The 12,259-nt window shown below is 45.9% G+C and carries 12 protein-coding genes; all 12 read left to right on the top strand.

What is annotated here, in order from left to right; translation table 11 throughout:
- Positions 1-4: 4 nt before the first annotated feature.
- The gene (locus BLS14_RS21310) at positions 5-214 is read left to right on the top strand and encodes a hypothetical protein (RefSeq protein WP_024633070.1); all 210 of its coding nucleotides are present in this window, start codon (positions 5-7) and stop codon (positions 212-214) included.
- A 243-nt stretch (positions 215-457) separates the two neighbouring features.
- Positions 458-1,525, top strand: a complete 1,068-nt coding sequence (locus tag BLS14_RS21305) for an AI-2E family transporter (protein WP_063566848.1) — start codon at positions 458-460, stop codon at positions 1,523-1,525.
- A 421-nt stretch (positions 1,526-1,946) separates the two neighbouring features.
- Positions 1,947-4,577 (top strand): alanine--tRNA ligase, encoded by a 2,631-nt coding sequence (gene alaS / locus BLS14_RS21300; protein ID WP_090953820.1) that lies wholly within the window; start codon positions 1,947-1,949, stop codon positions 4,575-4,577.
- A gap of 242 nt (positions 4,578-4,819) precedes the next feature.
- A complete protein-coding gene (locus tag BLS14_RS21295) occupies positions 4,820-5,080 on the top strand; it encodes an IreB family regulatory phosphoprotein (protein WP_024633073.1) in 261 nt (86 codons plus the stop codon).
- A complete protein-coding gene (locus BLS14_RS32695) occupies positions 5,049-5,189 on the top strand; it encodes a hypothetical protein (RefSeq protein WP_176854664.1) in 141 nt (46 codons plus the stop codon). Before BLS14_RS21295 ends, BLS14_RS32695 begins: the two co-directional genes overlap by 32 nt.
- 16 nt (positions 5,190-5,205) lie before the next feature.
- The gene (ruvX, locus tag BLS14_RS21290; RefSeq protein ID WP_063566850.1) at positions 5,206-5,622 is read left to right on the top strand and encodes a Holliday junction resolvase RuvX; all 417 of its coding nucleotides are present in this window, start codon (positions 5,206-5,208) and stop codon (positions 5,620-5,622) included.
- A gap of 12 nt (positions 5,623-5,634) precedes the next feature.
- On the top strand, positions 5,635-5,934 hold the full coding sequence (locus BLS14_RS21285) for a DUF1292 domain-containing protein (protein ID WP_024633075.1): 300 nt from the start codon (positions 5,635-5,637) through the stop codon (positions 5,932-5,934).
- Positions 5,935-6,249: a DUF1292 domain-containing protein gene (locus BLS14_RS21280; protein WP_024633076.1), complete on the top strand. Its 315-nt coding sequence runs from the start codon at positions 5,935-5,937 to the stop codon at positions 6,247-6,249.
- A gap of 75 nt (positions 6,250-6,324) precedes the next feature.
- Positions 6,325-7,365, top strand: coding sequence for an endolytic transglycosylase MltG (gene mltG, locus BLS14_RS21275; protein WP_256336625.1), 1,041 nt, complete (start codon positions 6,325-6,327; stop codon positions 7,363-7,365).
- Positions 7,366-7,380: 15 nt separating this feature from the next.
- Positions 7,381-8,310: a peptidase U32 family protein gene (locus BLS14_RS21270; RefSeq protein ID WP_090953818.1), complete on the top strand. Its 930-nt coding sequence runs from the start codon at positions 7,381-7,383 to the stop codon at positions 8,308-8,310.
- Positions 8,311-8,327: 17 nt separating this feature from the next.
- Complete coding sequence (locus BLS14_RS21265) at positions 8,328-9,656, top strand: peptidase U32 family protein (RefSeq protein WP_090953816.1); 1,329 nt, start codon at positions 8,328-8,330, stop codon at positions 9,654-9,656.
- A 235-nt stretch (positions 9,657-9,891) separates the two neighbouring features.
- Entirely contained in the window at positions 9,892-12,174 is a 2,283-nt protein-coding gene (locus tag BLS14_RS21260) for a methyl-accepting chemotaxis protein (protein ID WP_256336624.1), read from the top strand.
- Positions 12,175-12,259: the final 85 nt, after the last annotated feature.

Raw genomic sequence — 12,259 nt, 5'->3', positions numbered from 1 at the left:
GAATATGAAATGTCCAAACTGTAGTTCCAAAGATATTGGGAAAATCGGTTCCCACCAGTTTTATTGCTGGGGATGCTTTATCGAATTAACAGTGAACGGTGAGAAAATGTCCGTATACCAAGTGGAAGAAGATGGCACGCTCAGCTCCCTCGATGATCTGTTCTTCGGGGAAGAGCTGCCGCAAGACTTCCCTCATCTTCATGCTTCTTCTTAATAAGAAGCATAACTTCTTCTATATGCGGTTTCATGATAAAGACTGTCATTGAATGCTGTCATGACAGATGTATATAGTTGCGGTTACATAGTGGTTCAAGGGAACTTGTATGAATATATGCTAACCCGGATCACAAGATGCGTCTCCTTCGTTATGAAGGAGACGCTTTTTTTGTGTGTTAATAAATATTCCCTTCCTTACATATACTGACTTTCAGAGCCAGTCCAAAAGGGAGAGATGCAAGTGGAACAATTAACCAAAAACAAGCTGTTCCGTTATGCCATCTGGCTGCTACTCGGATTGATTATTCTATATTTTATATGGCTGCTGCGGCCATTACTGCTTCATATATATGGATTTTTGAAAACAGTGCTGGCACCATTTATCGTGGCCCTCATCATATCCTATGTTCTCAATCCGATTGTAAGCATGCTGGGAGGGCGCAAAGTCCCTCGAACCATTGCCGTGCTGTTAATCTATGCTTTTTTCCTCACCTGTATCGGGGTCATCCTGATGAATGTCATTCCGGTGTTGATTGAACAGTTGGAGGAACTGAACGAGCATATGCCTGAACTGTCGATGCGTGCTCAGAGTCTGATGAACAATATGGATCACAAATTGATGCCGCCAAGTGTGCGTACAGGTATGAACAGCTGGTTTTTCCAGATGGAGGATCGGCTGACCCAGGGGATCACGAAGCTGATGGATAATATCGGGACAACCATTAATGTGTTGTTCAACGTGTTTATCGTGCCATTTCTCATTTTCTATATGTTAAAAGATTTTGAGGTGTTCGAGCGTACGATTGTGGCGTACCTGCCCCGCTCACGGCGCAAGGCCATTGTTTCGGTTATGAAAGAGATTGACACGGCCTTGGGAAACTATATTCGCGGACAATTTATCGTCTGTGTGATTGTGGGCATCTTTGCCTACATTGGTTACATGGTCATTGATATGCCTTATGCACTGCTGCTCGCGAGCATTGTCGCTGTATTTAACATCGTGCCTTATTTGGGGCCGTTTCTTGGAGCTGCTCCTGCAGTGGTGATGGCGTCTACGGTATCGTTCAAAATGGTGCTTTTCGTTGTTATTGTGAACACACTGTGCCAGGTGCTGGAGAGCAACGTCATCTCCCCTCAGGTGGTAGGGCGGACTTTGCATTTACATCCGTTGTCGATTATCTTCGCGCTCCTTGTGGGAGGCGAACTGGCGGGCATAGTAGGTCTCATTCTAGCGGTGCCAGTTTTTGCTGTTCTGAAGGTCATTGTGCAGCACTTTTTTGCCTATTACATCAAAAGAAGAACGGACTAATCGTAGCAACAGTCTGGTCCTAAAGGGTGCGTTGACACCATATAGGCATATCGATATAATGGAGGGGTATGTTTAGAACAAGAAATCGATGATGAAATGAAGTACGCCGAGGTTCCTTTCCTCAGAGAATAGACTTCTTCGGATCAGATGTAATCTGAGCCCGATGGCTGGAAGAGTCTTGAAAGTTGAAGCGGCGGAAAGCTAATTTCGGAGTGCAGGACAACCCTGCCGGGAGCGACCGTTATTTCGCATCAACGAGGAGATTGTTTGTTTCATCTGCGGATGAACAGCAATAACCAGGGTGGTACCGCGATTACAATCGTCCCTGACTATCAGGGGCGTTTTTTGTGTTTATTTTTACTTGTTAACAACCCGGAGCGAATACGCACCGGACTATTATAATTAATTGGGGGCACTCCGTATGAAAGCCAGTGAAATCCGGTCCAAATGGATAGAGTTTTTTGCAAGTAAAGGTCACAAAATCGAGCCAAGCGCATCGCTTGTACCTCATAATGATCCATCCCTTCTGTGGATCAATGCGGGTATGGCACCGTTGAAACCGTATTTTGACGGTCGGGAGAAACCGGAGAATCCACGTCTTGCCAACTCCCAAAAATGTATTCGTACGAACGATATTGAAAATGTCGGCAAAACTCGCCGTCACCATACGTTCTTCGAAATGCTCGGTAACTTCTCCATCGGAGACTATTTCAAGGAAGAGACGATTACTTGGGCATGGGAATTTCTCACAAGCAAAGAATGGATCGGTTTTGATCCGGAACGTCTCTCCGTAACGGTATACCCGGAAGACGAAGAAGCTTTCAAACTGTGGAACGAAAAAGTAGGCTTGCCTGCTGAGCGTATCATCAAACTGGATGAGAACTTCTGGGATATCGGCGAAGGTCCGTGTGGACCTTGTACCGAAATCTTCTATGATCGCGGCGAAGCTTATGGCAACGACATGAATGATCCCGAGATGTATCCAGGCGGGGAAAATGAACGTTACCTCGAAGTATGGAACCTGGTATTCTCCCAGTTCAATCACAACAAGGACGGTAGCTATACACCGCTTCCGAACAAAAATATTGATACAGGCGCAGGTCTGGAACGCTTTGCATCCATTCTGCAAAATGTGGATTCCAACTTTGACACAGATCTGTTCCAACCAATGATTCAAAGAACAGCGGCTCTTGCCGGTGTGAAATATAATGACAGCGTAGAGATTGACGTTGCACTTAAAGTCATTGCCGACCACATTCGGACCGTTGCCTTTGCTGTGGGTGATGGCGTTCTGCCAAGTAATGAAGGACGCGGATATGTCATTCGCCGTTTGCTCCGCCGTGCCGTACGTTACGGAAAAGTACTGGGACTGGACCGTCCATTCCTATATGAACTGACAACGACTGTTGGTGAAGTGATGGGGATGTACTACCCGGAAGTCGTGGACAAACAGGAGTTTATCGCTAAAGTGATCAAAACCGAGGAAGAGCGTTTCCACGAAACACTCACAGATGGTCTGGCTATTCTTGCGGATATCAGCGGCACAGCCAAGTCCGAAGGACGTACGGTTATTAGCGGGCCTGAAGCATTCAAACTATATGATACGTACGGTTTCCCGTTTGACCTGACAGAAGATTATGCAGCAGAGCATGGTCTGACGGTAGATCGTGAAGGTTTTGATGCTTCGATGCAGAAGCAGCGTGAGCTGGGACGTGCAGGACGCCAAGAAAGCGAGAGCATGAAGGTTCAAGGCGGACCGCTTGCCGATCTTGCGGTTAAAAGCGAGTTTGTTGGTTATAATGACCTGTTGACGGAAGCAAAAGTGGTAGCCATCGTTGCTGGTGACGCACTGGTAGACTCCGTAAGCGAAGGACAGACATGCCAGGTCATCCTTGATAAGACTCCGTTCTATGCGGAAAGTGGCGGACAAGTGAGTGACCAGGGCTTGCTGCGCGGAGCCAGTGTAACGGCGAAAGTGCAAGGTCTGTTCAAAGCTCCGCTGGGACAACACGTACATCTGGTGACTGTAGAGTCCGGTGAACTGCGTGTGGGTGATGTGATTAAAGCTGAAGTGGATGCGTCCAAACGCGGCGATATTATCAAAAACCATACCGCAACTCATTTGCTGCACAAAGCGCTCAAAGATGTGCTCGGAACGCATGTCAATCAGGCAGGATCACTCGTAGAGCCTCAACGTCTGCGCTTTGACTTCTCGCACTTCGGCAGCATTACGCCGGAAGAATTAACAGAGATCGAGCGTCAGGTAAACGAACAGATCTGGAATCGTCTGAACGTAAACATTGAACTGAAAGCTATTGATGAAGCTAAAGAAATGGGTGCAATGGCACTGTTCGGTGAAAAATACGGCGATATCGTACGTGTGGTACAAGTCGGAGACTATAGTTTGGAACTTTGTGGCGGCTGTCACGTAAACAATACATCAGAGATTGGTATCTTCAAGCTGGTGAGCGAGAGCGGAATCGGCTCCGGCGTACGTCGGATCGAAGCTGTGACTGGCCGTGGCGCGTATCTGTATGTAGAAAGTCAGCTTGAATTGCTCAAACAATCCGCATCCCTGCTCAAAGCAAATGTGGCGGATGTTCCTAAACGCATTGAAGGTTTGAATCAGCAATTGAAAGAAGCTGCGAGAGAGACTGAATCACTGCAAAGCAAACTGAGTGCCATGGAAGCAGGCGCATTGACAGATCAAGTGGTACAAGCAGGAAATACACAATTGCTTGCAGCTCGTGTGGATGCTCCGAACATGGATGCACTGCGTACAGTGGCTGATGAATTGAAAGTAAAACTGCCTAATGCAGTACTCGTACTGGGTGCTCCATCTGACGGCAAAGTGAATTTTGTTGTAGCTGTCCCTGCTGAACAAGTAAAACAAGGGCTGCATGCAGGTAAAATCGTCAAGGAAGTTGCGGCAGTATGCGGCGGCGGAGGTGGCGGACGTCCTGATATGGCGCAAGCCGGAGGCAAGGATGCAACCAAGCTGGATGAAGCGTTGAAACTGGCGGTTTCACTGGTTAGCGGGCATATTGCATAAATCCATTGAGCGGCTTTCAATCTTCAAAATATAAGTCGAAATGGTTCTGTTCGTTTATATTTTGTACCCAAGAGCGAGTGGAATCGAATGATGCAATATGCTGAAGCCAGTAAAGGACAAGCAAAAAACACAATTGGCTTATCCTTTGTTTACTTGTGGCAGTCAGAATATGTTATTATATAAGCAGAAATCAATTCGGCAGGACATGGTCCCCATGTTCATGCAGGAGCGAGGTGTCATCAATGGACTCCATGGATAAGACGGTTAAATTTAATGTGAAAGCCGACGAGCAGGAAGCATCCTCCAAAGAGATTCTTCTCACGGTATATGATGCACTGGTGGATAAGGAGTATAATCCTATTAACCAGATTGTCGGGTATCTGATTTCTGGAGACCCCGCATACATCCCTCGTCACAACAATGCACGCAGTCTGGTCCGTAAAAAAGAGCGTGATGAGCTGATTGAAGAGCTTGTTCGTTCTTATCTGGCCAATCACCGGTAATGTACATCGCTTCCGCTGTGATGCAGCTATGCAGGCAGCGGGAAATGAACCGACAGAAGACAGCCTGAAGCTTGAGAAGGCGATTATTAATCGACCTAAGCAGGCTTGAGGATGGGAGAGCATGGATGAAAATATTAGGTTTGGACTATGGGGACCGAAGAATCGGAGTTGCCGCTAGTGACGCCTTCGGTTGGACTGCCCAGGGATTGGAAGTACTTGAACGCCGCCGGGATGAAGGTGAGTTCGTTCGTATTGCTGAACTTGTGCGTGAGCATGAGATTGGCGAGATCGTAGTCGGACTTCCCAAAAACATGAACGGCACCGTAGGGCCGCGTGGTGAAATATGCATCGCTTTTGCCGACCGCCTGCGGGGCGAACTGAATTTACCTGTTCACCTTTGGGATGAACGGCTGACAACTATGGCAGCAGAACGAACGCTGCTTGAAGCGGATGTCAGTCGCAAAAAACGCAAGCAGGTTGTGGACAAAATGGCCGCAAGCTTGATTTTGCAAAATTATTTGGATGCCAATAGTAAAAGGTGAGGGGGATCAACAATGGCTGAAGATCAACTGGGTATGGAAGAAGAATCGGAGATTATTTACATTGCGGATGACGAGGGTAATGAAGAGGAATTCGAAGTCATCATGAAATTCGAAGTGGACGGTTCGGAGGCCAAGTACATGATGGTTGCTCCGGTTGAACCCGAAGATGGAGAGACGGATGTTTATGCATTCCGTTATGAAGAAGAGGGCGACGATATTAAACTTTTCGTCATCCAAGATGATGCCGAATGGGATATCGTCGAGGAGACGTTTAATACATTTCTTGCAGAAGATGAAGAGGAAGCGAACTAAATGACAGAATACAGCCGCGAAGACTTGAAATGGACAGATTCGCTGCGTCTGGCTTTTGGTGCTCACGTTGAGCTGGAAGAAGAGAACGGTAAATCGCATCCGTATGACCTGTTGGCTGAGTTTGAAGTGAAGGGCCAACAGTATGCGGTGCTCCGCAGTTCATTACGTCCTTATGACGAAGTTGAACTTCTGCGGGTTTTACCGGGAAGTGAAGGCCAGATCATGCCGGAATTAGTTACGATTGACGATGATGATGAGTGGGAGAACATCTCGGAACTGTATGATGAATGTACACTCCCCATTGACGAAGATTAATCAGCTTCAAATTGAAGAAACCGGGAGGGCGGAGAAGTCCGCTCTTTTTGGTTGTGTAAAGGAGTTGTTTCTTTTTTGAAAGGGAAAGCAATAGTAGTCATACTGCTTATCATTGTAGTTCTTGCCGGAGGCGCAGGCGGTTACGTATGGAGTATGATGCGTCCCGTGGAAGCTTCTACAGAACCGGTCGTATTCGAGATTAAGAGCGGATCGGGAACTTCGAAAATCGCGGATCAGCTTCAAGAGGAAGGCCTCATTCGAAGCGGGTTAACATTTAAAGGGTATTTAAAGTGGAAAAACCTAGGTTCTAATTTCATGGCGGGTACATATTCTATGAATCCTGGCGTGACATATGATGAGATTGTTAGCAAGTTGAGTAGTGGCGAAGTTGTACCAGAGGAAATGGTGAAATTTACGATTCCGGAGGGTTATACTGTTCTGCAAATGGCGGGTAAGCTTTCTTATGAGCATGTCGTAGATCGAGATGAATTCATCAAGCTGGCTAATGATCCTTCGGCCTTTGATGTAGATATCGTCAAAAATATTCCAGTGGATGAAGAACTTCGCTACGTATTGGAAGGGTATCTGTTCCCGGAAACGTATGAGCTGAAAAAAGGAAGTTCCACGCATGATGTGATGCAACGGATGCTGGAAGAATTTCAGACCAAGATTAATTCCATTCCTGATTTGGAAGCCAAGCTCCAAGAGAAGAACCTTTCCCTGCATGAACTGCTGACCATTGCGTCACTGGTGGAGAAAGAAGTTGTAGTGGATGAGGAACGTGCTCTGGTTGCCGGTGTAATCTACAATCGGATTAATCAGGATATGAAGCTGGAGATTGATGCTACCGTGCAATATCTGCTCGACAAGCCGAAGGAGCGGTTGTTTTTCAAGGATCTAAAGGTGCAAAGTCCCTATAATACGTATCTGAATAAAGGCTTGCCACCAGGTCCAATTGCCAGTCCAAGTCTTCCGTCCATTGAGGCAGCGCTAAATCCGGAAGCTTCGGAGTATCTGTTCTATGTGACGAAAAAGGATGGCTCGTCTGGACATCTATTTGCCAAAACGTATAAGGAACATCAGCAAAATATAGCCAAAAGTAAGGCTGCGCAATAAGCGGAGGGGATGTATATGAGTACGAAACATGAACTGCTCGTTACGGCGGCAAATGTGAAAGAGGCAGAGGTGCTGCTCCAAGTAGGAGCAGATGCTTTGTTAATTGGGGATGATCGCTTCGGCATGCGTCTTCCCGGCAGCTTCAGTGTGGAAGAAACAGCAGAGGTCGTTGCCGTTGCAGCGAAACATCAGGCTCGTGTATACGTGTCCATGAACAATCTGATGTCCAACGAGTTGCTAAAGGAATTACCTGAATACGTTCAAGCTCTGGGTAAAATCGGTGTTCATGGGGTGGAGTTCAACGATCCATCTGTGCTCGCCGCTATTAAGGAGCATGCTCCGCATATCCAGCTGCACTGGAACGCTGAGATGACATCGACCAACTATGCAACAGCCAACTACTGGGGGGCCAAAGGAGCGAGTCGTGTCGTGCTTGCTCGGGAGCTGAATATGGACGAGCTGACAGAGATGGTTCCATTTCTGAAGGTGGAAGCTCAGGTTCAGGTACATGGCATGACGAACATTTATCATTCCAAACGGAGTCTGGTGCAAAGTTATATGTCCCATCAGGGGCGTCCTGTAGAGGGGCATTTGGGTAAAGAGCGTGGTTTATTTCTGATCGAGGCTGAACGCCGGGATGAGAAGTTCCCGATCTATGAAGACCTGAACGGAACTCACATCATGAGTTCGGAGGATATTTGTATTCTCGAAGATCTTCATCTGTTGATGGAGGCCGGGGTACACAGCTTCAAAATCGAAGGCATGTTAAAATCGCTTGCGTATAACGAAGCTGTTGTACGTGCATACCGTATAGCTCTGGACAGTTATGCAGCTGATGCCGATGCTTATGCATTTTGTGAAGAATGGCTGGACGAGGTTCGTCAGTTGCAGGACCCTGAACGGGAATTGTCGTTTGGATTTTTCTATAAAGAACAGGTGTATTAATAGACGAGGTGAACAACATGGAAACAGTGGCGGTACAGCGGAAGTTCTCGGGTAAACGTAACCGTCTGGACAAACCGGAGTTGCTTGCTCCGGCGGGCAACCTGGAAAAACTTAAATTTGCAATCCATTATGGTGCAGATGCTGTGTATATCGGTGGACAGGCATACGGATTGCGTTCCAACGCGGATAACTTTAGCTTTGAAGAGATGCGTGAAGGTGTGGAATTTGCTAAAAAATATGGAGCTAAAGTTTTCGTGGCAACCAATATTTATGCGCATAATGAAGATATCGAAGGCATTCAAGCGTATTTGCAAAACTTGTATGATGCAGGAATTGCAGCTATTATCGTAGCAGATCCAGCAATTATTGAAGTGGCTCAGCGTGCCGTACCGGGTCTGGAAGTGCATTTGAGTACACAACAATCCACTCTGAACTGGCAAGCTGTGAAGTTCTGGAAGGATGAAGGTCTTCCACGCGTCGTTCTTGGTCGTGAGACAAGCTTTGAGGAGATTGAAGAAATCAAAGCCAATGTGGATATCGAGATCGAAGCCTTTATTCATGGAGCGATGTGTTCGTCATATTCCGGACGTTGTGTGTTGTCCAACCATTTTACGGATCGTGACTCCAACCGGGGTGGCTGCTGCCAATCCTGCCGCTGGAAGTATGATCTCTTTGAAGATGCCCGGGAAGATACCGTGTGGGTCAGCGAAGAAGAAATGCAAATGCAGGCACCTGCACCATTCAAATTGGGCGAGAACCAGCTGCCCCTATTCCAGGAACAGGACAATTCTTTTTCCATGGGTTCGAAGGATCTGTGCATGATTGGGCATATTCCTGAGCTGATTGATGTTGGTGTGGATAGTTTCAAAATCGAAGGACGCATGAAGTCGATTCACTACGTGGCTACCGTGGTTAACGTATATCGTCAAGCTATTGATTCTTATGTGGCTGACCCGGAGAACTATGTATTGAAGCCTGAGTGGGTAGAGGAAATGAACAAGGCAGCGAATCGTCCACTGAATACCGGATTTTTCTATGATACACCGGATCATGAGGACCACATCTATGAACCGGAAGAAAAAGCGGTACCTTTCGACTTTGCTGGATTGGTTATGGACTATGATGCGGCTACAGGAATGGCGACCATTCAACAGCGCAATCATTTCAAACCTGGACAGGAAATCGAATTTTTCGGTCCGGGAGGCCACTTTTTCAAACAAGTGGTTGGGGAACTGCAGGATGAAGAAGGCAATGTGCTCGATGCAGCTCGTCACCCGTTACAGCGTGTAAAAATGAAGGTGGATCAACCTGTTTCCTACTTTGATATGATGAGAAAAAAGAAGTAGGTTCAAATGCCTAGTTTTTAACAAAATAATATTATGCTTTAACAATATAGTGTTATAAAATTTACAAATTTGACCTCCGTATATCGGTATATGGGGGTCTTTTTTTTATAGAAAAATAGGAAAAAAGTTGTAATAAATTTCGAAAAAACGAAAGGGGAAAGGAGAAAGCTGTCGAATACTACATATTTATAGGGGAGAGAAAGAAAAATCCAACAAGTAAATTACTGGCAGGTGAATGGGATTGGTTCAAAAGAAGCAGAAGGACAGTGGGGAAGAGTTGAAAATACCCGAGAAGGTTAAGCCCGAGAAGGTTCAGAAAGTGAAGAAAGAAAAAGGTGTTAAAAGTAAGACAGGGGATGCCTCAGGCAAAAAGTCTTTTACATTGGGCTCAGGTAAGCTGAAGTCGGGGTGGAACAAGACCAAAAACCAGTTGAAGAATCAAAACTGGAAAGATGTTGGGGGAACCACGTTTACACAGATTAAGAAGGCTAATCCGGTTAAATCGGTAGGCGTCAAGCTGTTTTTGGTCTTTTTTGTAGGAATCATGTTTTTTGTTATTGGTTTAGGTCTATTATCCTATGCTAAAGCCAAAGATACGATTGAGAAGAATGCATCCCGATCAAATCAGGAAACGATTGAACAAACCAAACAAAAAATGGACATTATCCTGGAACGGTTTGTAGACACATCTACACAAATTTTCTTCGATCCGGAAATGCAGTCCTTGCTTCAAAAGATGTCTGATAAGAATTTGTCAGCATATGATACGTTTGTGAATTCAAGCTCCATCAACAAACAATTATCGAATATTGCTTTTACGAATAAATCTATGGAAGCGATTTATCTTGTGCCTACAGACGAAACAAGATCTACAATGGGCACAGGTAACAGCAGTTCTTCCATGGGCGACATTCGGAATGAGAGTTGGTACGACGAGTTGGTACAAGCAGGTGGATATCGCTGGCTTCCAACGGAAGTCAAAGAGGACGGCAGCACACCAACGTTCCGAATTGCCCGTTCAATGAAGAACCTGCAAGGGACAACCCAGTCCTATGTGTTAATCATTGAATTGAAATTGGAGGTTCTGGAGCAGCAATTGAAATCACTTGACTTGGGTGAAGGCGCAGTCCTCCAGCTCATTGCTCCGGACAACAAGGTTGTAGCTTCAACGATTGCTGATCGTACAGGAAAAGATACGGATTTGGCTTTTATAAAAGAGTTGAAAGAAAAATCCGGCAGCACGAATACGGAGTATACGGTGGATGGAAATTCAACCAATATGCTGGCGTCATACAGCACCATGGATACATCCGATTGGAAACTGATTGGGATGGTTCCAACTTCGATCCTGGTGAAAGATGCCAAGGGTATTCTTACACTGACTTTGTGGATGGCATTGATTGATGCCGTTATTGCGATACTGATCGGTATTTGGATGGTTCGTATGATTGCCCGCCCAATGGGCAAATTGAAAGATCTGATGCAAGAAGGTGCAAAAGGGAACCTCAAGGTGCGTACACCTTATAGCTCCCAGGATGAAATTGGCCAATTATCGGCTGCATTCAATCTGATGATGGAGCAAATTACGAAACTCGTGGAGCAAACCAACCGATCTGCACAGGAAGTATTGGATACTGCTTCTGAGCTAAGCAGTGCATCCAAGAAAACAGCAGTCTCTGCTTCAGAGATTGCCGTTGCCACTGAAGAAATTGCAGGTGGAGCAAGCAGTTTGGCAACAGAAGCGGAGCGTGGAAACGAATTGACCGACAATATCTCCCGTCAGATGGAGAGTGTGGTCGCCGCAAATGAACAAATGGGTGATTCAGCCCGCCATGTAGAGAAATCCAGTCAGACAGGTACACAGCATCTGAACCAGTTGATGACCAAAACACAGAAGACAGAAGAAATGATTGGTGCGTTGGTGAACAAAGTGGATTCCTTGAAAGAGAGCACATCCTCTGTTCTGAAGGTGCTTGACGTCATGCAGAATATTACCAAACAAACGAACATTCTCTCCTTGAATGCAACAATTGAAGCCGCTCGTGCTGGTACAGCTGGACGCGGGTTCATGGTGGTAGCAAATGAGGTTCGTCAGTTGGCTGAACAATCAAGACAGTCCATTGATATGGTCGGCGACATTACAGACAAGATTATGACCGAAATGAATGAGACGGTAGATCAACTGTCTGCAGCTTATCCATTATTTAAGGAACAGATGGATGCCGTAAAAGATACCAATGTAATATTTGCTTCAGTACAGCAACAAATGGGTGCTTTTGTTGAGAGTCTGAGCATGGTCACCGGCTCAATCGGAGATTTGAATCAATCTCAAGGTACGTTGTCCGAAGCGATGAGTAATGTCAGCGCAGTAGCTGAACAATCTTCTGCAACGTCCCAGGAAGTTGCCTCCTTGAGCAGTGAACAACAAAATATCAGCAACCAACTGGTGAATTTGTCAGCAAAACTAGAGAATGTATCGACAGAATTGAAAGATACATTGTCTCGCTTTACAGTCTAATTTGAACCTGTTTGCTTCATTTGAGAAGCCTGTCCCTAATAAGGGACAGGTTTTCTTGTTGTTACCGGATAATTCCATTCTGAAT

This window comes from Paenibacillus sp. OK060 (assembly GCF_900101205.1).
Taxonomy (GTDB): Bacteria; Bacillota; Bacilli; order Paenibacillales; family Paenibacillaceae; genus Paenibacillus; species Paenibacillus marchantiae.
This window is presented reverse-complemented; position numbering and strand designations above follow the sequence as displayed.

Coding starts and splice junctions, on each gene's coding strand:
- BLS14_RS21310 (WP_024633070.1), top strand. CDS start 5: ATGAAATGTCCAAACTGTAGTTCCAAAGATATTGGGAAAATCGGTTCC.
- alaS (WP_090953820.1), top strand. CDS start 1,947: ATGAAAGCCAGTGAAATCCGGTCCAAATGGATAGAGTTTTTTGCAAGT.
- BLS14_RS21295 (WP_024633073.1), top strand. CDS start 4,820: ATGGACTCCATGGATAAGACGGTTAAATTTAATGTGAAAGCCGACGAG.
- ruvX (WP_063566850.1), top strand. CDS start 5,206: ATGAAAATATTAGGTTTGGACTATGGGGACCGAAGAATCGGAGTTGCC.
- BLS14_RS21285 (WP_024633075.1), top strand. CDS start 5,635: ATGGCTGAAGATCAACTGGGTATGGAAGAAGAATCGGAGATTATTTAC.
- BLS14_RS21280 (WP_024633076.1), top strand. CDS start 5,935: ATGACAGAATACAGCCGCGAAGACTTGAAATGGACAGATTCGCTGCGT.
- BLS14_RS21270 (WP_090953818.1), top strand. CDS start 7,381: ATGAGTACGAAACATGAACTGCTCGTTACGGCGGCAAATGTGAAAGAG.
- BLS14_RS21265 (WP_090953816.1), top strand. CDS start 8,328: ATGGAAACAGTGGCGGTACAGCGGAAGTTCTCGGGTAAACGTAACCGT.
- BLS14_RS21260 (WP_256336624.1), top strand. CDS start 9,892: ATGGGATTGGTTCAAAAGAAGCAGAAGGACAGTGGGGAAGAGTTGAAA.